The sequence below is a fragment of the Clostridium sp. YIM B02506 genome, from assembly GCF_022324845.1.
In the GTDB taxonomy this organism is placed as follows: domain Bacteria; phylum Bacillota; class Clostridia; order Clostridiales; family Clostridiaceae; genus Clostridium_T; species Clostridium_T intestinale.
Genome location: NZ_JAKGTG010000005.1, coordinates 37,746 through 62,670, shown reverse-complemented (window position 1 = coordinate 62,670; position 24,925 = coordinate 37,746). Strand labels below are relative to the sequence as shown.

The following is a 24,925-nucleotide window of genomic DNA, read 5'->3' as shown; positions in this document are numbered from 1 at the left end:
CCCCTTAAAAAGAGCATAAGAGCCTTGAGAGGGGACTCAAAACTCTTATTATAATAGGGAAGAATAAATCTTCTATTTCATTATACATAAATTACCTTATTAAAAAATTACAAATAGCTTAAAAGTTATTAAAAAATACTTAAGAATATATTAAGTTCGTAAGGATTTGTGGTATTATTAGTTTCAAGAAAGAAATTATCAGTAAGAAAGGTTGCTAAAGAATATGTTATTATTTAAAATTGATGGAGTTAGTTTTTATAAAGAGGATTTTCAAGATGATTTTCATGAATATCAGGATATTATTCCTATAATAGAGGAGTTTCAAGATGCATTAAACATAGAAAAAATAACTTGTGCAGATTTAAACGACTGCTGCGAGCAAACAAAAGAGAATTATTTTGCTCAGATACAAGGTTTTATTAATGAAGAAGATGAATTTTTACTTATAGATGAAGTTGAAGAAGGAAAAGAGCATTTAGACTTATTTGTTATAAGAATATATAAATGTATGAGCTGTAATAAATGGATGATTGACATCTTGGAGTAATTTAAATGGGGGGATGTTAGTGAAGGATAAATTTTTAAAACTTTTAGAAAAACTAGTAGTGTACTGTAAAAAAAATATTAAGATTATAATACCTATTATTTTAATCATTTCCTTAGCTGTAGGTTATGGAATAGGGTATGTAAGAAGTACAAAAAGGTATTTTTTTAATAACCTGACCAAGGCAGTAAACAAAGAAGACACAAAAAGATTATCTAAACTTATCTCTTATAAAGGAGATAAAAACGATCTTATACCATTAGTTGAATATTTAAAGATTGATAATAATAAAAATAGTTTTCTACAATCTATTAAAAACAATGAGAAATATAATAACTTTACTTTAATTCAAGACAAGGGACTTTTATTTAATAAATATAAATTAGAAGTAAAGCCAGTAGAAATACATATTGGGGTTAATTATCCATCGGAAATTTACATAAACGATTTAGAGTCTGGTAAAGTCGATGCAAATAACAAGCTTAGTATAACTAAAGCTATTCCAGGTTTATATAAAATAGAAGGAAAAGCTGTAAATGAATATGGTGAAGTTAAGGCAGATAAGGAAGTTTCAATTTTTAAAGATACAGATGTATCCTTAGAACTTAAAGGTAACTCCTTAACTATAAATTCTCCTTATTCTAATGGAAAAGTTTATATAAATGGTGAAGATATAGATAAAAAGGTAAGTGATATTAAAGATTTCAGCTTTTTTTCTTCCGATGAAAAAAACAAGGTATCTTTTGATTACGATTTTCCATGGGGAACTATAAAAAGTGAAGAAGTTTCTATAGGTAAGTATCCAGAGGTAGCCCCTAAAATTAATATAGTAAATGATAAACTTAAAGAAGATATAAATAGTACTATAAAAAGTTTTTACGATAGCGTATTAGCCTCTCTAAATAAGGAAGATATGAACCTTATTAAAGAAGTACCAGAGGATTTAAGATTTTCGATTTATTCTGATTTAACTAAAAAGTATTTTCTTCTTAAAAATACCTACACATTAAAAGACCTAGAAATAAATATGGAAGAAGATTCTTTTAAATACGGTGAAGGTAATAAATATACAGGTAAAGCCTTAGTTAAATTAAGTTATTCTACTTCAAAAAATATTGCAGGTTTAGTTTTTGGAGAAAATAAAGAAGAGAAATCTTTTATAACCGCCTGTGAGTATATTGATGGAAAATGGAAGATTGTTTCATTAAACAAAAATTAATTAATATAAAAAATAAAACATTATATAAATAGTAGTAAGAAATATTTGGGAGATGTAAATATGAAAAAATCCTTAGGAATTTTAAGTATTTTCTTTATCTTAATAATATCCTTACTACTATTTTTTGTATTAAGTTATAGGGAGAGGCCAAGTAATATTAATAAGGAATTATGGAGTTATGGAAAAAAGGTTACTAAAAGTTTAAACAATTCTATTGAAGATTTAGCTAAAACTAATATACGTGATGATAGCGTTTTTTTAAATAATTCAAATAAAGCTAAATTCTTTTTAATAAAAGATGAACAAAAATTTAGAAAGTTGATTTTTAGGCAAGGAAAAGACTTAGTAGATGAGGGGAAAGTAGTTACTAGCGAAGAAAAAACACTTTATAAGGCGGTAATAGATTATTACATACAAATGGAGAAGGTTGACGAACTCATCAATGAACATGATGGAGTTGCATTAAAGAATTTAGCAGAAGAAAATAAGGACAACTCAACAGGGGAAGCTAAAAAAACAGAGATAATAAATGAACTTGTGGTATTAAATAATTACAACAAAGCCATAAAAAATATATATGGATATGATGAAGAAAGCAAAATTAACAAAATAATAAAAAAGTTAAAAGCTTTTAAAAGTTAATAATACAGGACATGAAAAAATTCTATAATCATAAAAATTAACCATTCTAATGTGAATATTTTCAAAACAATCTTAAATATAATTAAAAATTCAGTTATATTGTTAAAAATAATTGATTTTACTGTTATAATGTTGAAAGAAGATATTTTGTGGGGGTATGGAATGGTAAAGAAAAGTATAATAGTTATTATGAGTATCTTTTTTTCATTGACTTTATTTCCTGTAAATGAAGTTAAAGCCGAAAATTCAGATCAGATTAAGAATCAGATTGAAAATAATCAAGATAAAATAGACGGACTAAATAATCAAAAAAATAAACTTAATCAAGAGAAGAAAAGTAATGAAAGCGAACTAGACAAGCTTCAAGAAACAATTGATGAAAAAAATAAAGAGCTTTTATCATCACAACAAAATGTTTCTAAATATCAAAAAGAAATAGATGCACTGCAAGCAGATATAAATTCTGTACAAGCTGAGCTAGATTCCTTGGAGAAAGATATAAAAGACAAAGAGCAAGAGATTATTAAAAAAGAAAAAGATAGGGAAGAAAAGGAAGAATTATTAGGGAAAAGATTAAGAAGCATATATAAGACTAGTTATGAAGAAGAACTTATATTTATGCTATTAAACAGTCGAAGTTTTGGAGATTTTATTTCTAAAATGTCGATGGTATCAAGAGTTATAAAAACAGATAAGGATATGATAGAAGAAGTAAAAAAAGCTAAAAAGGAAGTTGAAGAAGGAAAAGCTTCTTTAGAAAAAAAGGTTTCTTACTTAAACACTGAGAAAAATCAGATAGCACTTATGCAGGAGGATGTAAAAGCCTCACAAAAAAGTTACATAGAAGAGCAAAACAAAATTAATGCTCAAGTTAGCTCTTTAAAGACTTTAGAGTTACAAAAACAAGGGGTAATAAGCAATATAGCTTCTAAAGAGCAACAGTTACAGGGTGAAATAGAGGATTTAAATTCTTATAATAAAGATTTACAAAATCAATTAGATCAAATATTTAAGGATATAAACAATAATAACAACAATTCGAATAATGGTGGACAATCTAACAATTCAGGTTCAGAAAGTTTTATAAGACCTTCTACAGGAAGAGTTACTAGTGTATATGGAGCAAGAGTAAATCCCGTTACAGGAGTAAATGGCTTTCATACGGGGATAGATTTAGGAGCACCAATGGGGGCACCTATAAAAGCATCAAAAAGCGGTAAAGTTGTTACTGCATCATACATATCAGGATATGGAAACACAGTTATATTAGATCATGGAAGTGGAATTCAAACACTATACGCTCATTCAAGTTCTTTGGCTGTATCGGTTGGACAAACAGTTAGTCAAGGACAGGTAATAGCTTATGTAGGTTCTACAGGTAATAGTACAGGACCACATTTACACTTTGAAATTAGAGTTAATGGACAACATCAAAATCCAACAAATTATCTTAGTTTTTAATAAGGTATCTCTTTAAAAAAGTAAAATATATATAAATTTATTAAAAAGTTATTTATTACATAGAATTATATTATATAATCTATTACATAAGTAAAAAATAATGTTAAATTATATAGAATAGCTTTTTAAGGAGGAAAAAATGATAAGAATAGAAAAGCCATCTTTATTAAAAAATACACCAGAGTATGAAGATGCGGGAGATAATGTTGTTGTACTTTCTGCAAAGGAAAGAGAAGAACTTGGATATGATAGAGGTTGTTGTGCTAACGGTAATCCTTGCTGTAAGGATAAAAAATAACCTATAAATATTATAAAGAAAAGAATAAATAAGTACCTTACATAAATGTAAGGTTAAAAAGGGAAATGTAAGCCTAAGTTATGGCTGTACATTTCTTTTTTTATTACAATTAATGTATAGTCAAATCAATTAATTGGAGGAAGTTTTATGAAATTATTAGAGGTAAATAATTTAAAAAAGATATACACAACTAGATTTGGAGGTAACCAAGTTCAGGCTCTTAGCAATGTAACATTTTCTGTAGAAGAGGGTGAATATGTTGCTATAATGGGGGAATCTGGTTCTGGAAAAACCACTTTACTTAATATACTTGCATCCTTAGATAAACCTACCAGTGGAGAGATTTTACTTCAAGGTAAAAACGTAGTTTCTATTAAAGAAAGTGAAATAGTTGCATTTCGTAGGGAAAATTTAGGATTCGTATTTCAAGATTTTAACTTACTTGATACCTTCTCTTTAAAGGATAATATATTTCTACCACTTGTTTTATCAAGAAAGTCCTATGATGAAATGGAGAAAAGATTAACTCCAATTGCTGCGAAATTAGGCATAAAGGATATATTAAATAAATTTCCGTATGAAGTATCTGGTGGACAAAAACAACGAGCAGCAGTAGCTAGAGCTTTGATTACGAATCCGCAGCTTATTTTAGCAGATGAACCAACAGGGGCTCTTGATTCTAAGGCTACAGATCATCTTTTGAAGTTATTTTCTGACATCAATAAAGAAGGTCAAACAATACTTATGGTTACCCATAGTACAAAGGCGGCAAGTCATGCTGGAAGAGTTCTTTTCATTAAAGATGGGGAAGTATTTAATCAGCTTTATAAAGGTTCAATGTCAAATGAGGAGATGTTTGAAAAGATTTCAAACACCCTTACAGTCATTGCCACTGGAGGTGTGGTGAATGAATAAACTATTTTATCCAAAACTTGCAGCTATAAATATAAAAAAGAATAGTAAAACCTATTTGCCTTTTATAATAACCTGCATATGCACTATCTCAATGTTTTATATAATGCATGCACTTTCAATGAATGAGGGCATAGAAAAAGGACCAGGAGCTTCTGCAGTAAAAAACACACTTCAATTTGGAACTATAGTAATAGGGATATTTTCAGCAATATTTCTTTTCTACACAAATAGTTTTCTAATTAAAAGGCGTAAAAAAGAGATTGGATTATATAATGTCTTAGGTCTAGAGAAAAAGCATATCTCTAAAATATTGTTTTTTGAGTTTATCTATACCTTACTTTTCAGCCTAATATTTGGACTGATTTCAGGTGTTATATTAAATAAACTTATGTTTTTAGCATTACTAAAGATTCTAAATTTTAAGGTAGCTTTTGGATTCCACTTATCAGTACAATCTATTTTATTTACGTTGACCGTTTTTGTAGGAATCTTTGTAGCTAATTTGTTATTTAACTTAATTCAAATAAAAATTTTGAAACCTATAGAATTATTAAGAGGTAATGAGATTGGAGAAAAAGAACCTAAGACAAAATGGTTTATGACTTTAGTAGGATTAATAGCTCTTATTAGTGCATATGTAATTGCATTAACTATTAAATCTCCAGTTGCAGCTTTAGGCAGTTTCTTTATAGCTGTTATATTGGTTATGATAGGAACTTATGCACTTTTTACAGCAGGAAGTATAGCGGTTTTAAAAATACTTAGAAAAAATAAGAGATTTTACTATAAGACAACTAATTTTATTTCTGTTTCAGGCATGATGTATAGAATGAAGCAAAATGCAGTTGGTCTTGCGAACATTTGTATTTTAAGCACTTGTGTACTTGTGATGATATCAACAACTGTTTCTCTTTATTTAGGAGTGGATGATGCTATAAAAAATAGGTATCCTAGGGAGATAATGATAAGCAGTAACAAGATTACAGAGGATCAGGCTAAAAATATAAATGAAATAATAGATACTGAATTAAAAAATACTAATATAAATTTAGATAAAAGATTTAATTATTGGAATAACGAATTTAATACTGAAAAAATTAACGAAAACTTTCAAGTTGTAGATAAATCTGGTTTTTCAAATGATTTACATGGTATAAATCTTATTTCTATTTCTGATTACAACAGAATAACAGGGGAAAACATAAGCCTTAAAGACGATGAAGCAGTTTTTTATTCAAATGTAGATGGTTTTGATAAAAGCAGTATTACTATAGAAAATAAGGTTTTTAAAATCAAAAAAGCATTAGATAAACCTATAGAGGAATTTGAAAGTGACGGAGATGACTTAGGCAACAATTATTTTCTGTTCGTAAATAATATAGATTTAGTAAATGTAGAAGGTAATAAATTTTATGATCTTGAAATGGATGTTAATGGTTCAGAAGAAGATTTAGTTACACTAACTAATAAAATTAGAGAGGCCTTTAATAAAAATGGAATTGATATTTTTGTTGATAGTGCAGCTGGAGTTAAAGAGGAGTTCTTTTCATTTTATGGAGGTATGTTGTTTATAGGTGTATTTTTAGGAACATTATTTTTAATGGCAACAGTACTTATCATTTATTATAAACAAGTTTCAGAAGGATATGATGATAAAGAACGTTTTGATATAATGCAAAAAGTAGGAATGAGCAAAGCTGAGATTAAGAAAACAATTAGTAGGCAAATACTTATGGTATTTTTTCTACCCCTCATTACAGCAATAATACATGTTGGTTTTGCATTCCCAATGATAACTAAAATTCTTAAAGTGCTAAACATTACAAATGTTAATTTATTTATGTGGCTTACATTAGCAACAATACTTGTGTTTGTTATAATTTATGGAATAGTATTCAGTTTAACTGCAAGAGCTTACTACAAAATTGTTGAATAAATAAGTTGTTCTTTGAAGATCTAAAGTTTAAATTATCGCTTTTATTTTGAAGTTTCTGAAGATTTTAGACTTCAGTTAATTACAATTACAAATATTAAATAAAAAGAAGCTTAGCACTTATTAATGCTAAGCTTTATAATCTTTTATTATTCAACAACCTCATCAACTAATGAAATAGTTTCTAAATCTTTTGGTACAAACACATTTCCTCTAAAGAAGTAATTAGCCTCAGCAGAGTAAAATTCTTTTTTATTAGCCAAATTATCATCTTCTGTATGTATTAGAATTAGGTTTTTAACTCCTAACTTTTCAGAGATTTCAGCTGCATCTTTTACTGTAGAATGATGTTTTTCATGTGGTGAGTAGATATCTTTTTGTTCATAAAGACAAAAAGCTTCATGAATTAAATAGTCAGCTTCATTACAATAATCGAATAAATCATCTTTATAACCTTCATCACCTAAAAAAACAACTTTTTTATTGTCTAAAGTCTTAAAAGTAAAACCAAATTGTTTTAGTTTTGAGCTGTTAATATTAAAGAAAGTTACATTAAAGTCTAAAATATCTATATTAAACTTATCAGTTACCTCAATAAATTTAATTCTATTGTCAAAGAATTTAGTGTTCTTTTCGCTTAAAAGTATAGTACAGAGTTGTTTTGCAGTTTCTAGAACTTCTTTATGCCCATATACATTTAAGTTTCCTTCATAAACTTCGTTAGAAATTTCACTAGCTATAGCTCGAATAATCCAGCTTATTCCGTTAATATGGTCATTATGAGAATGGGACAAAAACATATTATGAATTTTGTTTAAGGGTATTCTAGCCTTCTCTAAATTAGTTAATATAAGGTTTCCACCACCTGTATCAACTAAAAAATGCTCATTATTTTCATCTGATATAGTGAAACAAGTATTAAAACATTTCGTAACCATAGCACTACCTGTTCCTAAAAAATTTATTTTACACATAAAACCTCCGATAACCTTAAATAATAAAGTTATCAATAATTATATAACATAAATATAAAATTTACAAAATGTATTATTAATTTTATACACTATAAGGTATAATATATTTGTTGAAATAAAAACCTAGGAGGGAAGAAATTTGGGAAAACCTAGTATTTTTAGTAGAGAGTATGAAATAAAGATGAAAAGAAGACGTAGAAGAATATTTTCACTAATCTTTGTTTTAGTAATAATTGTAGGGATTTTTGCTTTTAGAAGCAATTTAAATACTTATATAACTAAGGCAAAAGATGGGATTTCCTCTATATTCAACAAAAAAGATGAAGCTAATGAAAATCAGTTAGCTACTTCAAAAGAAGAAGAAACAGAGGTTATAGAAGATAGCAATAAAGAACAAAATATTACTGATCAAAAACCAGTGGATAATCCTCAGGATCAAGAGCAAGCAGTAGAAATTAAGTTTGGGAATGGTGATACTGCAAAAGCTTTATATGAAGGGGAAGGGGATAATAAGCAATATAAGCTAGTTACAGGCCTTCAAAACAGTAATACAGCCTATGTAAGCCCTTCAGGAAAAAGTATAATAGCTACAGATATTACAACTCAAGATCTTAAGCTTATTGATATAAATGGAGCAGAAGCAATAGTTACAAAAACTCAATATGTTTCTAAAGCTGGAGAAACCTTTAATAAAGATGACATAATAAAGAAGTATCAAGGATATAAATGGGCAAATGATGGAAGATTTATAGATGATTCTCATATAGCTTATTTAAGTTATCTGCCATATTTTAAAACTGGTGATATAGATACATATGTATGGATATTAGATACTTCAAATGGTAATCATACTGCTATCTGGGGCTTAAAAGGAAAAAATATTTCCTTTGGGAATGTAACTGACAATAAATTAGAAGTAACAGTGGATGAAAAAAAATATCTATTGATGAATAACGGAAGCGTATCAAATCTGTAAATCATGGATATAATTAAAATACATATTGCTATTTGAAAATAGGATGGGTTAATCTCATCCCTTTGTTTTTGGAATTCTTATAGGGAAATTAAGGTTATATAGCTTTATTATAGCTTTATTTTAGAAACTTTTCCTAAAATATTTGATATATTAAAAGTTTGTATGTTATAATAACCTAGTTAAATAAGAACTATTTTCTAAAGGCGAAGAAATTAGGAGGAAAATGTAATGGAAGTTAAAATGGAAAAAATAGAAACAAACGTAGTTAAACTTGAGATAAAAGCTACTGCTGAAAAGTTTAACGAAGCTTTAAATAAAGCTTTTAAGAAAAATCAAAAGAAGTTTAATGTTCCTGGATTTAGAAAAGGCAAAGTGCCAATGGCAATAGTAAAAAAATATTATGGTATGGAAGCTTTATATGAAGATGCTATAAATATAGTTATAGATGAAACTTATTCAACAGCTTTAAACGATAATAATGTAAGACCAGTTGATTATCCAGAAATCGACGTATTAGAAGTTGGAGAAGGAAAAGAACTTGTTTATACAGCAAAAGTTACTGTATATCCAGAAGTTGAACTTGGCGAATATAAAGGTGTAGAAGTTGAAAAAGTAGCTTATGAAGTTTCTGAAGAAGAAGTTCAAAAGAGATTAACTTCAATGCAAGAAAAAAATGCTAGAGTTGAAACTAAAGAAGAAGGAACTGTTGAAAAAGGAAATATAGCAGTTATTGACTTCAAGGGATACATAGATGATGTTGCATTTGAAGGTGGAGAAGGAACTGATTACCCATTAGAAATAGGTTCAGGAAGCTTCATTGGAGATTTTGAAGATCAATTAGTTGGTTTAGCTATAGGAGAAAGCAAGGATGTTAATGTTAACTTCCCAGAAAACTATGGCAAAGAAGAATTAAATGGAAAACCAGCAAAATTTGAAGTAACTATTAAAGCTATTCAAGCTAAAGAAATGCCTGAATTAGATGATGAGTTTGCAAAAGAAGTATCTGAATTTGACACTATAGAAGAAGTTAAAGAAGATATAAGAAAGCAAATAGCTGATGCTAATGCAGATAGAGAAAAAAGAGAATTTGAAGAAGCTGTTATAAATAAAGCTGTAGATAATGCTAAAATTGATGTACCAGAAGTAATGGTAGAAAAAGAATTAGAATCTATGGTTAAAGATCTTGAAACAAGATTACAATATCAAGGATTAACTTTAGAGCAATATTATCAATTCACAGGTAATGATGAAGAAAAGATGAAATCTTACATGAAAGAAACTGCTGATAGAAAAGTTAAAACTGATTTAGTATTAGAAGCTATAGCTAAAGCAGAAAACTTTGAAGTATCAGAAGATGAATTAAAAGAAAAAGCACAAGAAGTTGCTAAGATGTACTCAGCTGAAGATTCTGAAAAAATGGCTGATTTAATATTAAAAGCTCAAGAGTCAGTATTAAAGCATGATGTATTAGTAGAAAAAACAATAAAATTATTAGTTGAAAATGCTAAAGTAAAATAATAAAATAGTATATAAGATATAATTGCCAGAAACAATATTTCTGGCAATTATTTTCAATATAGTAATTAACAAATGATGAAAAGTTTTATATAATTTTAATATAATTACTTTTATATAAATTGGATATATTATAACTAAAAGGGTAATGTATATAGAAAGCGAGGGATTTAGAATGAGTTTAGTACCATATGTCATCGAACAAACAAGTAGAGGAGAAAGAAGCTACGATATCTTTTCTAGATTATTAAAGGATAGAATAATAATGCTTAGTGGAGAAGTAAACGACGTAACTTCAAACCTAGTTGTATCACAGTTATTATTCTTAGAAAGTGAAGATCCTGATAAAGATATATATTTATACATAAATAGCCCAGGTGGTTCTATTACCTCCGGTATGGCAATTTATGATACAATGCAATATATAAAATCTGACGTTTCAACTATATGTATAGGAATGGCTGCTTCTATGGGAGCATTCTTACTATCATCAGGAGCTAAGGGTAAAAGATTTGCACTTCCTAATAGTGAAATAATGATACATCAACCACTTGGTGGATTCCAAGGTCAGGCTACTGATATTGATATCCATGCAAGAAGAATTTTAAGAACAAAAGAAACTCTTAATAAAATATTAAGTGAAAATACAGGTAAGCCATTAGAAAAGATAAATGCAGATGTTGAAAGAGATTATTTCATGACTGCAGAAGAATCAATGGAGTATGGTTTAATAGATAAGGTTATTAGAAAAATAGAAACTGCTAAAGAAAAATAATTGACTATTTTAGAGAGGTGTATTGGATGGCAAAATTTGATGATAAGAAGCAACTAAAGTGTTCCTTTTGTGGGAAAAATCAAGATCAAGTTAAAAGATTAATAGCTGGTCCAGGAGTTTATATCTGTGATGAATGTATAGAACTTTGTTCTGAAATAATTGCAGATGAATTTGAAGAACCTAAAATACTGACATCTACAGAATTACCAAAACCATTAGAAATTAAAAGTCATTTAGATGAATATGTAATAGGTCAAGAAGATGCTAAAAAATCACTTTCAGTTGCTGTCTATAACCATTATAAAAGAATTAATGCAAAAGAAAAGGAAACTGATGTAGAGCTTCAAAAGAGTAATATATTACTTTTAGGACCTACTGGATCAGGTAAAACTCTTTTAGCTCAAACTCTTGCTAAATTTTTAAATGTTCCTTTTGCCATAGCAGACGCAACAACTTTAACTGAAGCTGGTTATGTAGGAGAAGATGTAGAAAACATTCTTTTAAAGCTTATTCAAAACGCCGATTATGATGTAGAAAGAGCAGAAAAAGGAATAATCTATATTGATGAGATTGATAAAATCGCTAGAAAATCAGAAAATCCTTCAATAACAAGAGATGTATCAGGAGAAGGTGTTCAACAGGCACTTTTAAAAATATTAGAAGGAACTACAGCTTCTGTACCACCACAAGGTGGCAGAAAGCATCCTCATCAAGAGTTTATACAAATAAATACATCTAATATTCTATTTATTTGTGGTGGAGCATTTGATGGTATAGATAAGCTTGTTGAAAAGAGAACAAGAAGAAGTTCTATAGGTTTTGGAGCAGAAATAACTTCAAAAACTAATAAGGACGTAGGTAAGCTTCTAAAAGATGTAATGCCAGGAGATTTATTAAAGTTTGGATTAATTCCAGAGTTTGTAGGAAGACTTCCTATAGTTGTAACATTGGAGTCTTTAGATCACAGTGCATTAATCAGTATTTTAAGTAAACCTAAAAATGCTTTAGTTAAACAGTACAAAAAGCTATTTGAATATGATAATGTTGAATTAGAATTTGACGAAGAAGCTTTAAGAGCTATTGCAGATGAAGCAATAAAGAGAAGTACTGGGGCTAGAGGACTTAGAGCTATTATAGAGGATACTATGACAAACATAATGTATGAGATACCTTCAAGAGATGATATTGCTAAAGTTGTAATAACTAAAGAATCAATAATATCTAAAGAAGAGCCTACAATTATCATAGGGGAATCTAAAATTAAAGAAGCTAAAAGTAAAAAACTTAAAAAAGGTAAAGATGTAGAAACAGCTTAATGCTATATTAAAAGTCTCTTATATAGAGGCTTTTTTTATTTTCTTTTTTTAGAATTTGTTAACAAAATTTTAGAATAGGATTGTATAAGACAGTCAATAATAACAATGTAAAGAAGGGAGGGTAATTAATGGAAAGTATTAATGTGATGGTCTTTCTACAAATAATATTGATCCTTGTTTTATTTATGCATGTGGTTACAAATTCTAAAACTACTCGTAATCAAAGAGTGGTTATAGATAAAGAAAGTAAAAAGGAAATGGAGAACCTTAATAAGCTGAGAAATATAAAATTAAGTGAGCCACTTACTGAAAAAAGTAGACCTAAAGAATTTAAAGAAGTAATAGGTCAAGAAAAAGGAATAATGGCATTAAAAGCAGCTATATGTGGTCCTAATCCTCAGCATGTAATAATTTATGGTCCACCTGGAGTTGGTAAAACTGCAGCTGCAAGATTGGTATTAGAATATGCAAAAACTAAAGGAAACACTCCATTTAGCAATGAAGCTAAGTTTGTTGAAGTTGATGCTACTACAATAAGATTTGATGAAAGAGGGATAGCAGACCCTTTAATAGGCTCTGTACACGATCCTATATATCAGGGGGCAGGATCTATGGGGATTGCAGGGATACCTCAACCTAAACCAGGAGCTGTAACTAAGGCTCATGGAGGTATATTATTTTTAGATGAAATAGGTGAATTACACTCCACAGAGCTTAATAAATTATTGAAAGTTTTGGAGGATAGAAAGGTATTTCTAGATTCTTCGTATTATAGCTCAGAGGATCCTAATATGCCTGTTTATATTAAAGAAGTATTTGATAATGGGTTGCCAGCAGATTTTAGGTTAATTGGTGCAACCACTAGAAGTCCAGAGGAGATAGCGCCTGCAATTAGATCAAGGTGCGTAGAAATATTCTTTAGGGCTTTAGATGAGGAAGAGATACAAGTAATAGCTCAAAATGCTATTAATAAAATAAATCTAACTATAGATAAAGAAAGCTTAAATAAAATTTCAAGATACTGCACAAATGGAAGAGAAGTTGTTAATATTGTTCAGTTATGTTCGGGTTTAGCTATAAATGAAGATAGGAAAAACGTAACTATTAAAGATGTAATGTGGGTAATTGAAAATGGGCAGTATACAGAACGCGGAGATAAAAGAATATATGATAAACCTCAAGTAGGAATTGTAAATGGGTTAGCTGTATATGGATCAAATTTAGGAACCTTGATGGAGATTGAGGCTACAGCTAAAAAGGTTGATAAGGAAAAAGGAAATGTTAAAATTACTGGTATAGTTGAAGAAGAGGAAATAAGCAGTAATAATAGAAAAATAAGAAGGAAGAGTAATGCTCATTGCTCTGTACAAAATGTATTAAGTATTTTAGAAAACATTTTTAAAATAGATTGTTCATCATATCATATTCATGTTAATTTTCCGGGTGGTACTCCAGTAGATGGGCCTTCAGCTGGAATAAGTATAACTTGTGCAGTTTATAGCGCTATTAATGGAATACCAATAGACAATAAGGTTGCTATGACTGGGGAAATATCATTAATAGGCAAGGTTAAGCCTATAGGCGGAGTAAGTGCAAAAATATTAGCGGCTAAAAAATCTGGAGCTACAACTGTTATAATTCCAAAAGATAATTATGATGAAAGCTTAGAGAAAATAGAGGGTATAAAGATAGTTCCAGTAGAAAATATTAAAGAAGTTCTGGAAGTAGCTTTATTTAAAGATTATTCTCAAAAGAAAGATGATAATGTAAATATTGAAGTATTATATGCAGAGGGTAATGAGAGCTTTTAGTTAAAAAGAAAAATCCATCTAGATTTTAGGTGGATTTTTTCTGCGTAGAGAACAAACATACTCTTAAGAGATTGAAAATTGTTGAAAAATAAGAGGTTTATGTGTATAATTATTTAACTAGAGAAGTACAATCTTTAAAGGGAGGAAATTTAAATGAGTGAAAAGGTTAAACTTCTTCCTCTTATTCCACTTAGGGGCTTAACTGTATTCCCTAATATGGTGATTCATTTTGATGTTGGAAGAGAGAAGTCCATAGCTGCATTGGAAGAAGCTATGCTAAATAAACAAGAGATATTTTTAGTATCACAAAAGGATGCTAAGATAGATGATCCAGAGATTAGCGATGTATATAATGTTGGAACTATATCTATAGTAAAACAACTTTTGAAATTGCCAGGAGATACCGTAAGAGTATTAGTTGAAGGTATAGAAAGAGGAAGATTAGTAGAGTTTATAAATAGGGATAAATATATTAAAGGCAATATAGAATCTATTTATGACAATAATGATGAGTATAAAGATAATGTAGAATTTCTTGCATCCTTAAGAAAACTAATGGATGATTTTAGTGAGTTTTTAGATTTATCAAATAATAAGACGGCTGATGAAGTTTATGACATGGATGAAAGTGATGAGCCAGGTAGAGTCATAGACATAATTGCTTCCTATTTAATGTTAAAGCATAAAATTAAACAGGAGATATTAGAAGCTTTAGATATTAAAGAAAGAGTGGAAAAGCTTTTAGTAATAGTTAAAAATGAAATAGAAGTTTTAAAATTAGAAAAAAAGATTGGTTTTAAAGTTAAGAAGAAAATTGATAAACTTCAAAAGGAATATTATTTAAGAGAGCAGCTAAAGGTAATTAAAGAAGAACTAGGTGAGGATATTGAAGAAAAACTTGAGATAGAGAAATATGAGAATTTAATAAAAAAAGCAAAACTGCCAAAAGAAGTGAAAGAAAAAGCTACTTATGAGTTAAATAGGTTAAAAAATTCATCATCTTATTCTCAAGAAGGTTCAGTTATTAAAACTTATTTAGACTGGATATTAGAGTTGCCTTGGAACAAATCAACTAAAGATAATTTAGACTTAACTAAAGCTAGAGAGATATTAGAAGAAGATCATTATGGATTAAGTGATGTAAAAGAGAGAATAATAGAATATCTAGCTGTAAAGAAGATGAGCGACAGTTTAAGAGGGCCTATTTTATGTTTAGTAGGGCCACCAGGAGTTGGAAAGTCATCAATAGCTAAATCAGTAGCAAAATCTCTTAATAGAAACTTTATTAGAATATCATTAGGTGGAATAAGAGATGAGGCTGAGGTTAGAGGTCACAGAAAAACTTATGTTGGGGCTATTCCAGGAAGAATAATATATGGTATAAAAAATGCTAAATCAAAAAATCCATTAATATTATTAGATGAGATAGATAAGGTAAGTAGAGATTTTAAAGGGGATCCATCAGATGCCTTGTTAGAGGTTTTAGATCCAGAACAAAATTCTAATTTTAGAGATAACTATATTGAGTTAGATATGGACTTGTCAAAAGTTATGTTTATTACTACAGCTAACTCCTTAGATTCTATCCCAAGACCATTATTAGATAGAATGGAGATAATAGAGGTTTCTGGGTATACATATGAAGAAAAGTTCAATATTGCTAAAAAATATCTATTACCAAAAGTTTTAAAAGAACATAATTTAGATGAGAATAAGCTTAAGATAAGTGAGTCTGTAATTAAAGATGTAATTGAATATTACACTAGAGAATCAGGAGTAAGAAATCTTGAAAGAAAGTTAGGAACTGTTGCTAGAAAAGCGGTTACTGACATAATGGAAAAAAATAAAAATAATGTTTCTATTAATACAGGTAATTTAGAAAAATATTTAGGAAACAAGATTTTTACTTATGATAAGATTGGAAAAGATGATCAAGTTGGAGTGGTAACAGGTATGGCTTGGACTGCTTACGGTGGAGATACTCTTCCTGTAGAGGTTGTAGTTATGAAGGGCACTGGAAAGCTAGAACTTACAGGTCAATTAGGAGATGTGATGAAGGAGTCAGCAAGGGCTGCTTATTCTTATGTTAGAGCTCATGCTAGTGAATATGGTATAAATGAAGACTTCTATAAAGAAAAGGATATTCACATACACGTTCCAGAAGGGGCTGTACCTAAAGATGGTCCTTCAGCAGGAGTTACATTGATAACCGCTCTGGTAAGTGCATTATCTAACAAAAAGGTTAGGCACAATGTTGCAATGACAGGAGAGATAACATTAACTGGAAAAGTTCTTGCTATAGGTGGGCTAAAAGAAAAAGCTTTGGCAGCATTTAGGGCTGGAATTGACACAGTAATTGTACCAAAGCAAAATGAGAAAGATGCTAATAAAATCCCTAAAACTATAAAGAGTAAATTAAAATTTATATTTGCGACTAAAGTGGAAGAGGTTTTAGAACATGCATTAATTGGAGTTGAATTAAATGAATATTAAACAATCTGAATTTATAATATCAGCAGTAAAAAGAGAACAATATCCTATAGATGGGATGCCGGAAGTAGCTTTTGTAGGAAGATCAAACGTAGGAAAATCTTCAATTATAAACGCAATAACTAATAGAAAAAAGTTAGCGAAAACAAGTCAAACCCCAGGAAAAACTAGATTAATAAACTTTTTTCTTATAAATAAAGAATTTTATCTTGTAGATTTACCTGGTTATGGATATGCTAAGGTATCTAAGACTGAAAAAGCAAGTTGGGGTAAAACTATAGAGTTATACATCAATGATAGAGAAGAACTTAAAAGAGTTGTTTTATTAGTAGATTGTAGGCATAAACCAACAAGTGATGATATCACAATGCTTGAGTGGACTAAACATTTTGGATATGATTATGTTATAGTAGCAACTAAAAGCGATAAACTTTCTAATAATGATCTTAAGAAAAGTGAGAAGATAATAAAAGAAACTTTAAAATTAGGAAAAGAAGATAAGCTGTTTTTCTTTTCCTCACTTAATAAAAAAAGAAGAGATGAGTTAATAGATTTTGTGTTTGGTGGAATTGTAGAAGAATCAGAAGAGTAATAAAAATAAAAAATCCCATTCTAGGTTAAGGCCTAGAATGGGATTTTTGTTGTATATAAATATATATTCCATATAATCTATAATATTCCAATATTTTGTAGCAACTTTTTGAATTCCAGAATAGTATATACTATAAAATCTTAATTATTTAAAAACGAGAGGAGGATTTTCCTGTGGAAATTAATGAAATTTTAAATGGATTAGGCGGACAAAAGGATAACTGTAACAATAATGGGTTCGGCGGAAGTTGGATCTGGTTAATTCTGTTGTTTATACTATTTGGTAGCGGCTGTGGTGGCGGATTTGGAGCTGGTGCCCCTGGCGGATATCAAGGATATGCTCCAGTAGGAGACACTTATACTTGTAAGTGTAAATGCAAAAAGAATAAGTGCTGCTGCGGAAGTATGCCAATGTATCAACCATATGCAGCTCAACAAGGTGCTGGCTGTGGATTTAATTCATGGTGGATAATAATATTATTAATATTCTTCTGTGGTTGTGGAAGAGGTTTCGGAAACAATGGCTGCGGATGCAATGATAATAATAACGTTTGTGTTTAAGCTAAAAACATTATCGATAAAAAACTAAAATAACTTGAATTTAGGAGGAAAAATATATGAGTAAACATTGTTGTTGTAAACCAGATCCATGTTGCGGACAGCCAATGGGAGGTTATCCAATGGGAGGATACCCAATGGGCGGCGGATACCCAGGCGGATTCGGTGGATTAGGTGGATGCGGATTCGGTGGAAATGGAATATGGTGGATAATAATATTATTAATATTCTTCTGTGGATGCGGCGGAAGAGGATTTGGTAATAATAATAACTTCTGCTAATATAAAAAATAACTTTAGAAGAAAAATAGTATAAAGATACAATTGAAAGGAGCGATTTGTATGAGTAAACATCGTCATTGTGATGAATATGAGTATTGCTATCAAACAGCAGTTAATCCTTATATGAGTGCTGGAGTAGCTCCATATGGTGGTGGTTGCGGATTTGGTGGAAATAATATTTGGTCACTTATAGTGTTATTAATTATACTTTGCAAACCAGAAGTATTGTGCAATGACAGAGCATTTATATTAATTTTATTGTTCTGGCTTTGTGGAGGTTCTGGAGTAGGAGCTGGAGCAGGAGCACCAGGTTTCGGATTTTAGTATAATAGTTGGAGGGCAAAGCCCTCCAAAAAAATATTCACATATAAATATATAATCTTCACCTATAGATATCTAATTATACATATATAAATAAATACATAGAAGTACATACCTATCTAACAATATGTAGGAGGAAACTTAATGTCAAGAAGAAGACATCGAAATAGATCTGAGAATATACCTAATCCTCAAGCTCAGCCCAATAATATGAATCCTATGGGAAATCCTATGGGATTTAATCCAAATCAATTAATGGATATGCTAGGTGGCAATTTTGATATGGGACAAATTGCAAGTTTATTGGCTGGAATGAGTGGAGAAGGCTTTAATATGAATAGTTTTGCAAATCTTGCAAATATGTTTAATATGAATAATAGCGCACCTAATATGGGGAATATGGGAAATGCAAATGGTATGGGCAATATGGGCAACCTAGGGGGCCTTGGTAATATGGGTGGTCTAGGCAATTTAGGAAATTTAGCAGGACTTGGTGGTTTAGGTGGATTGGGAGATATAGGAAATATAATAAGCATGATGGGGTTAGGTAATATGGGAGGAAATAGCTCCAATAATTTCTCGGATAATTCAGCTTATAATGAAAATGTAAACTTCAGTGAAGCTAGTACTGAAGAAGTTACTGATGATGATAGAAATATGCAAATGATGAAAGCAATGAGAAGAATTGTGGATCCTGAAAGAGTAAAGTTTATAGATAGAGTTATTGATCTTTATGAAAAAGGAAAATTTTATGATTAATATGAAACATATTGAATAGAATATGACAAGAAGGTAATACTATAGTTATAAGGAGATTTATCTCCTTGTTATAGTAAGTTTAACTTATTATAACTAAACCCCCCATCCCCCTTTTTAGGCCGCTTTAGCGGCCTTTTATATTTATGAATAAGTTATGGATGATATATTATATTTATTATCTGAATATTTTAAAGAAATTCGTATACTTATAGATTCATTAGCTTTAGATTTTGATTTGTCTGTCTTTTTAAAGTTAAGTTCCCACATAACTGATGATATGTTTCCATTATTATCCCAGTCAGTATCTACAAAAAAGGCATCCTGTAAGGTATAGCTATAGAGTTCTTTTTCTAATTTCCACAATAAAGCAGTGTCATTTCTTGATATGGAGCTACTAAAGATATTAGGAAGCTCAGATGGTTCATAAGGATTTTCTACAATATCTGTAAATTTAATAACCTCATCTTTACCTGGAACAGGAGAGTTTTCATAGGTTATATCTTTAAAATTACTACCTATAAGCATATGACTTTCAAAAGAAAATACTCCATTAACAATAGATCCAGAAAATACTTTTGGTGTTTTATTATTTTTTGAATTAAGAATTCCTATAATGTTATTTTTGGAGAAATGAATATCATCAAAACCAGTACCATTCCATCTAAAAATATGTGAAATAGGTGTACCTTCTTGAGAGGATTGAAGAAAAATTTCTGGAATACCATCTCTAGATATATCACGTATAAAAAGTCTCATTCCCCAATAAGGATATTCTTTTCCTAAGGAGCCTATTTGTTTGTCTGGAGACAACATGTAGCTTTTATCTTTAATATTTATACTAGCATAATACTTATCCTCTTTAGTCGTAATGTATAAAATATCCTCATTTCCATCTCCATTAAAATCTTTTTTAACTCCTTTTTCTATATCCTTTTTTGCCATTACCATAGAAGTTTCATCATAAGATTTTTGTGAAAAGAGACTATATATAAACAAAAGCGATAAAAAAGTAAATATAAAAAAAAGTGCTATATAGATATTTCTCTTAGTTAGAAAAATAACTTTAAACTTCATTAATAATCACCTCAATAGAATTATATGAAGGCGAGAGAATTTTATTCTAAATATAAATAGTATGAAGGAATTAATATTGAGCAAAATATTTATTAAAGGAGGCGTGATATATGAAGAAATATATTTGTTTTTTGCTTGTATTAATTTTAGGGTTTATGCCAGTAGCTTGCAAGAAAATTGACAAGAGTAGAGATAAAGAAGTTATTGTTTTAGTAGAGAATAATAGTATACCTATTATGGATAATTTAAATAAAATATTAGATAAATTTAAAGAAAGTAATAGTGAGATTAATCTACAGATCATAACCAAAGATAATATTAAGGATGCAATTAGTAATAAAGATTTGTCTCCAGATATATTGATAACTACTAGAAGTAGCTTTATAGAAATATTTAAAGAAAATGAACTACAAGCAATAGATGAGATAATAAAAGAGGAAAAGTATAATGAAAATTTTTATAATATAAATACATCAAGTGGAAGATTAAAGGATAAATATTATGGGATAGGTGCTTTTCCATATACAATAGATTTTTTATATAACCCTAAGGCTCTCGAAAAACTTAATATAAAAATCCCTGAAAATTCAGCAGATATGTTAAATTTATTAAAAACTTTAAGGGATAAAAATATAAAAATCCCCTATATTCTACCTGAGGAGGTTAGTCTAGAGTTAGCATTATCATCCTATATAGCTAATTTTTTATTAGTGTCATCTCAATTAAAAGATATTTATGGAGATAGTGAAGAAGATTATAAAAAGTTAGAATCTATGCAGCAGATGTTTTCTATAATGAATTCAATAGTTTCTAGTGGACAATTTAACCTAACTAACTTTTATGTAGGTTCAGAACATAATATAGAAGAACTTGAAAATGAAGAAATACCTATATTAATAGGGACATCATTTTTATCTAAAAACATAAAAAAAGTTAATTCAATAAAAAGTATATCAAATATTAATTTGACTGAAAACACAATGTTTTCCCCTGTAGGATTAGGTGCAATGATATCTCTTTATGCTGAAGGAGAAAATAAGGATTCTTCTAGAAAGTTATTGGGATATTTAGTTAAAGAAGATATGTATTCTGACTTATCAAAAGAAGGAATAATAGTTGCTAATAAAAACTTAGATATGAGTTTAGAAGGTGTAAGGGGAGCTATGGCAAAAAACATTGTTAACGCAAATGAAAATAATGTTTTCTACTTTTATAATATTCCTAAGAAATATTTATCAAGCCTAAAAGAAAAGTTAAAAGAAGTAATGAATGGTAAATATGACGGTAATGAATGGAGTGATATTATTAAGTAAAAAAATAAAGCTACCTAAAAAGTAGCTTTATTTTTCTTGGCATTCTTCACAAACACCATAGAAATAAATTTTGTTTGAAAGTATTTTGTACTTTGAGTTTTGTTCAGCTTCAGTGTTTAATGAACTAAAGTCTAAGGTATCTAAATCATCGACTCTACCACATTCAACACATTGAACATGAGGATGCTGTCCTAAAGTACCATCATACCTAAAATTGCCTTCACCAACATTTATCTCTTGAACAAGACCAACCTCTACTAAAGTTTTTAATGCTTTGTATACGGTTGCCAGACTCATAGTAGGATATTCAGTTTGAAGGGCTTTGTAGATTACTTCTGCTGAAGGATGTTCATGTGTACTTTTTAGGTACTTATAAACAGCAATTCTTTGAGGTGTTAATTTAAGCTTTTTTTCTCTGAAAATAGAAGTTATATTATCCATGGTCACCATCCTTGAATTTAATTAATTATATTATATGATAATAATTATTTACTGTCAATTCTTATTTATTAATAATTTATTCATAAAGAGAAATAAATTTCAAATAATATAAAAAAATGCTTGTATTACTACGAAAAGTTTGATAAAATAAAAACATGGTTGTTAAACAATTAACAATCCTCATAAATCCATGTTCATTTTATTTCATTTAACTTTAAGAACAGTTTTACTGTTCTTTTTGTTTTTAAAAGCTGCATTAGATTAATTAGTTATTATAGATAATCACATGTATTAGTAAAATCTAGGACAACTAATTCTACTGGAAATTTTTTATACTCAATATTAAATAATAAAGTATATACGTATAAAAAACAACATAAAATTTAAAAATAATACAATATTTTTAAATGAGAAGTTTTGTACAAGTATAAAGTGAAATTACTGAAAATGTTAAATTTATAATAAATATGTTATAAATTAGAGTTATGCTTTATTTAGGTGTTGAAAGAAATATTTAACAATGGTAAACTATTCTATAAAGAAAATAGGAGGTGTAAGTTATGGCAAAATACAAAGTTGGAGAAGAATTAATAATAGTCAATGATGAAAACGTAGAAAAAAAGAAATTAAAAGAATTAACTTATCTTAAAACAGATGAAGACTTTGCACAAATTTCTTGGGGACTTAAGATCATTGATGTAGAATACAACAATCCTAATGTAACTCTTACATATAGAAATGTTGATGGAGAGATAAATAAGGTATTTGCTGTTTGCAGAGATATAGAGAATTTTGATCAAGAAAAAGTTTTAGAGAAAGCCCTTCTTAAGGCCTTTCAAAATGAGATAATAAATATATCTGTGGTTAAAAATACAAATTTTAAAAAATAGATAAAAATAAAAATTAAATTATTTACTGGTAATATAATCAGTAAATAATTTAATAATTAAAATACATTATTTAAAGTGGAAACCTTTACGGGTATGGGGGTATGAATATGAGTCAGTGTCCATTTTGGTCAATAAATGGGGAGAAAATTAACTGTTATTCTGAATGTCCTATTCATGATGGACTAAAAGCAGATGAGATTTGTCCGTTTAAGGAACTAGTAGAAGTTAAAAATATATCTATGAGTGCTTTTGATAGGTTTAACTATGAAGAAGAATTTAATTCATTAGATTTACCTAAAATATCTGTGTATAAATAAAGAGGATGATTTATCATCCTCTTTATTTATACATATTTGAATATTTATGAAGTAATCCTTGTTTTAGTATCCATAAGTCTTCAGACAAGTCTACATAGTAGGTGTGTGGATTCTCAAATCTTAGAACTTCCGGCCATAATTTAACACTTTCACTTATTACTAAGTCTCTTATATCCATAACTGATGGAGAAGAGTAGCAGCTTTTACCCTTGTTAAAAATCTGAACTCTCATGTCTTTAAGATAATAATTAGTTACTTTTTTTCTTTTCCAAGTGTGGATAGGATTAAATAACTCTAAAGGTTCATTTTCATCAAGGTTTTCATTTCCTAAAGCAATTAGGTCAGCAATAGCCATATGACTGTTTTTATCAAAAACTCTATAAAGTTTTTTGAAACCTGGATTCGTAATTTTCTCTTCATTTTCACTAATCTTTATCTTAGGAATAATTTCTCCGTTTTCTTCAATAGCAACTAATTTATATACGCCACCAAATACAGGTTCACTTTTAGCTGTTATTAATCTTTCACCAACTCCAAATATATCTATAGTTGCTCCTTGCTTTAGAACATCACTAATTATATATTCATCAAGAGAGTTAGAAACGATTATTTTACAGTCAGGATATCCTGCGTCATCAAGCATTTTTCTGCACTTTTTAGAAAGATAAGTTATATCACCTGAGTCAATTCTTATAGCTCTTGGTCTATAACCTTGAGGTGTAAGAATTTCATCAAACACTTTTATAGCATTAGGTATACCAGATTTAATTACATTATAAGTATCAACTAAGAAAACACAATTATCTGGGTAAGTTTTTGCCCAAGCTGCAAAAGCTTCATATTCTGTAGAAAATAATTGTACCCAGCTATGAGCCATAGTACCGGAAGCTGGAATATCAAACATTTGCTCTGCTATTGTGCATGCTGTAGATGTACAGCCACCTATCATTGCCGCCCTTGCGCCATATATTGCACCATCGTATCCTTGAGCACGTCTAGAACCTAATTCGATTACAGGCCTTCCACCAGCTTCTCTACATATCCTATTAGCTTTAGTAGCTATTAATGTTTGATGATTTATAGTTAGTAATATCATAGTTTCAATAAATTGTGCCTGGATTATCGGTCCCTTTACAGTAACTAAAGGTTCATTAGGAAATACAGGGTTTCCCTCAGGAACAGCCCATACATCACAAGTAAATTCAAAGTTTCTAAGATAATTTAAAAAATCTTGAGAAAATATATTTTTACTTTTTAGATATTCTATATCATCATCATTGAATCTTAAGTTGCTAAGATATTCAATTAATTGTTCAACTCCAGCCATAATGCAGTATCCACCGCCATCTGGAACCCTTCTAAAAAACATATCAAAATATGCTACTTTATCATAGATATCATTACTAAAGTAACCATTACCCATAGTTAATTCATAAAAATCAGTAAGCATAGTAAGATTTCTATCATTTTTAACATCAAAAACTTTAGTCATATTAGTACCGTCCTCTACT

25 protein-coding genes are annotated in these 24,925 nt (G+C 29.2%); 21 read left to right on the top strand and 4 right to left on the bottom strand.

Annotated elements, in window-relative coordinates; all coding sequences use genetic code 11:
- Positions 1–223: 223 nt before the first annotated feature.
- From L1S49_RS05930 to L1S49_RS05900, 7 genes are all read left to right on the top strand, one after another.
- Positions 224–547, top strand: a complete 324-nt coding sequence (locus L1S49_RS05930) for a hypothetical protein (RefSeq protein WP_073017847.1) — start codon at positions 224–226, stop codon at positions 545–547.
- A 19-nt stretch (positions 548–566) separates the two neighbouring features.
- Positions 567–1,763, top strand: coding sequence for a hypothetical protein (locus L1S49_RS05925; RefSeq protein ID WP_238903046.1), 1,197 nt, complete (start codon positions 567–569; stop codon positions 1,761–1,763).
- 60 nt (positions 1,764–1,823) lie between these two features.
- On the top strand, positions 1,824–2,405 hold the full coding sequence (locus L1S49_RS05920; protein ID WP_238903044.1) for a hypothetical protein: 582 nt from the start codon (positions 1,824–1,826) through the stop codon (positions 2,403–2,405).
- A gap of 162 nt (positions 2,406–2,567) precedes the next feature.
- Positions 2,568–3,866, top strand: coding sequence for a M23 family metallopeptidase (locus tag L1S49_RS05915; protein WP_238903043.1), 1,299 nt, complete (start codon positions 2,568–2,570; stop codon positions 3,864–3,866).
- Positions 3,867–4,005: 139 nt separating this feature from the next.
- The gene (locus L1S49_RS05910) at positions 4,006–4,164 is read left to right on the top strand and encodes a hypothetical protein (protein ID WP_156337859.1); all 159 of its coding nucleotides are present in this window, start codon (positions 4,006–4,008) and stop codon (positions 4,162–4,164) included.
- Positions 4,165–4,311: 147 nt separating this feature from the next.
- Positions 4,312–5,079, top strand: coding sequence for an ABC transporter ATP-binding protein (locus L1S49_RS05905; protein ID WP_238903040.1), 768 nt, complete (start codon positions 4,312–4,314; stop codon positions 5,077–5,079).
- On the top strand, positions 5,072–7,015 hold the full coding sequence (locus L1S49_RS05900) for an ABC transporter permease (RefSeq protein ID WP_238903038.1): 1,944 nt from the start codon (positions 5,072–5,074) through the stop codon (positions 7,013–7,015). Before L1S49_RS05905 ends, L1S49_RS05900 begins: the two co-directional genes overlap by 8 nt.
- A 146-nt stretch (positions 7,016–7,161) precedes the next feature.
- Here the strand turns inward: L1S49_RS05900 and L1S49_RS05895 are convergent, their stop codons facing one another.
- On the bottom strand, positions 7,162–7,986 hold the full coding sequence (locus L1S49_RS05895; RefSeq protein ID WP_238903037.1) for an MBL fold metallo-hydrolase: 825 nt from the start codon (positions 7,984–7,986) through the stop codon (positions 7,162–7,164).
- A 139-nt stretch (positions 7,987–8,125) separates the two neighbouring features.
- Between L1S49_RS05895 and L1S49_RS05890 the strand changes: the two genes are divergently transcribed.
- From L1S49_RS05890 to L1S49_RS05840, 11 genes are all read left to right on the top strand, one after another.
- Positions 8,126–8,962 carry a hypothetical protein gene (locus tag L1S49_RS05890; protein WP_238903035.1) on the top strand — a complete coding sequence of 279 codons (837 nt, stop codon included), beginning with the start codon at positions 8,126–8,128 and terminating at the stop codon, positions 8,960–8,962.
- A gap of 228 nt (positions 8,963–9,190) precedes the next feature.
- Positions 9,191–10,480, top strand: a complete 1,290-nt coding sequence (gene tig, locus L1S49_RS05885) for a trigger factor (protein WP_073017826.1) — start codon at positions 9,191–9,193, stop codon at positions 10,478–10,480.
- 172 nt (positions 10,481–10,652) lie between these two features.
- Complete coding sequence (gene clpP, locus L1S49_RS05880) at positions 10,653–11,252, top strand: ATP-dependent Clp endopeptidase proteolytic subunit ClpP (protein WP_021802881.1); 600 nt, start codon at positions 10,653–10,655, stop codon at positions 11,250–11,252.
- A gap of 26 nt (positions 11,253–11,278) precedes the next feature.
- A complete protein-coding gene (gene clpX, locus L1S49_RS05875; protein WP_021802880.1) occupies positions 11,279–12,568 on the top strand; it encodes an ATP-dependent Clp protease ATP-binding subunit ClpX in 1,290 nt (429 codons plus the stop codon).
- Positions 12,569–12,696: 128 nt separating this feature from the next.
- Positions 12,697–14,379 carry an ATP-dependent protease LonB gene (gene lonB / locus L1S49_RS05870; protein ID WP_238903033.1) on the top strand — a complete coding sequence of 561 codons (1,683 nt, stop codon included), beginning with the start codon at positions 12,697–12,699 and terminating at the stop codon, positions 14,377–14,379.
- A gap of 153 nt (positions 14,380–14,532) precedes the next feature.
- Positions 14,533–16,872, top strand: coding sequence for an endopeptidase La (lon, locus tag L1S49_RS05865; RefSeq protein ID WP_238903031.1), 2,340 nt, complete (start codon positions 14,533–14,535; stop codon positions 16,870–16,872).
- On the top strand, positions 16,862–17,461 hold the full coding sequence (gene yihA / locus L1S49_RS05860) for a ribosome biogenesis GTP-binding protein YihA/YsxC (protein ID WP_073017818.1): 600 nt from the start codon (positions 16,862–16,864) through the stop codon (positions 17,459–17,461). The genes lon and yihA overlap by 11 nt, the downstream gene beginning before the upstream one ends.
- A 173-nt stretch (positions 17,462–17,634) precedes the next feature.
- Positions 17,635–18,021 (top strand): hypothetical protein, encoded by a 387-nt coding sequence (locus L1S49_RS05855; RefSeq protein ID WP_073017816.1) that lies wholly within the window; start codon positions 17,635–17,637, stop codon positions 18,019–18,021.
- Positions 18,022–18,077: 56 nt separating this feature from the next.
- A complete protein-coding gene (locus tag L1S49_RS05850; RefSeq protein ID WP_238903030.1) occupies positions 18,078–18,299 on the top strand; it encodes a hypothetical protein in 222 nt (73 codons plus the stop codon).
- Positions 18,300–18,359: 60 nt separating this feature from the next.
- The gene (locus L1S49_RS05845; RefSeq protein ID WP_021802874.1) at positions 18,360–18,623 is read left to right on the top strand and encodes a hypothetical protein; all 264 of its coding nucleotides are present in this window, start codon (positions 18,360–18,362) and stop codon (positions 18,621–18,623) included.
- A gap of 141 nt (positions 18,624–18,764) precedes the next feature.
- Entirely contained in the window at positions 18,765–19,379 is a 615-nt protein-coding gene (locus tag L1S49_RS05840) for a hypothetical protein (RefSeq protein WP_073017811.1), read from the top strand.
- A 141-nt stretch (positions 19,380–19,520) separates the two neighbouring features.
- Here L1S49_RS05840 and L1S49_RS05835 read toward each other — a convergent pair whose 3' ends face one another.
- The gene (locus tag L1S49_RS05835; protein ID WP_238903029.1) at positions 19,521–20,321 is read right to left on the bottom strand and encodes an FG-GAP-like repeat-containing protein; all 801 of its coding nucleotides are present in this window, start codon (positions 20,319–20,321) and stop codon (positions 19,521–19,523) included.
- A 242-nt stretch (positions 20,322–20,563) separates the two neighbouring features.
- On the opposite strand from L1S49_RS05835, the gene L1S49_RS05830 reads away from it, so the two are divergent.
- Positions 20,564–21,766 (top strand): extracellular solute-binding protein, encoded by a 1,203-nt coding sequence (locus L1S49_RS05830; protein ID WP_238903027.1) that lies wholly within the window; start codon positions 20,564–20,566, stop codon positions 21,764–21,766.
- 27 nt (positions 21,767–21,793) lie between these two features.
- Here the strand turns inward: L1S49_RS05830 and L1S49_RS05825 are convergent, their stop codons facing one another.
- Positions 21,794–22,207 carry a Fur family transcriptional regulator gene (locus tag L1S49_RS05825; RefSeq protein WP_021802870.1) on the bottom strand — a complete coding sequence of 138 codons (414 nt, stop codon included), beginning with the start codon at positions 22,205–22,207 and terminating at the stop codon, positions 21,794–21,796.
- 560 nt (positions 22,208–22,767) lie between these two features.
- On the opposite strand from L1S49_RS05825, the gene L1S49_RS05820 reads away from it, so the two are divergent.
- Positions 22,768–23,097 carry a hypothetical protein gene (locus L1S49_RS05820; protein ID WP_021802869.1) on the top strand — a complete coding sequence of 110 codons (330 nt, stop codon included), beginning with the start codon at positions 22,768–22,770 and terminating at the stop codon, positions 23,095–23,097.
- 107 nt (positions 23,098–23,204) lie between these two features.
- Entirely contained in the window at positions 23,205–23,414 is a 210-nt protein-coding gene (locus tag L1S49_RS05815) for a hypothetical protein (RefSeq protein ID WP_073017804.1), read from the top strand.
- 22 nt (positions 23,415–23,436) lie between these two features.
- On the opposite strand, the gene L1S49_RS05810 is transcribed toward L1S49_RS05815, so the two are convergent.
- The gene (locus tag L1S49_RS05810; RefSeq protein ID WP_073017802.1) at positions 23,437–24,906 is read right to left on the bottom strand and encodes a nicotinate phosphoribosyltransferase; all 1,470 of its coding nucleotides are present in this window, start codon (positions 24,904–24,906) and stop codon (positions 23,437–23,439) included.
- Positions 24,907–24,925 lie beyond the last annotated feature (19 nt).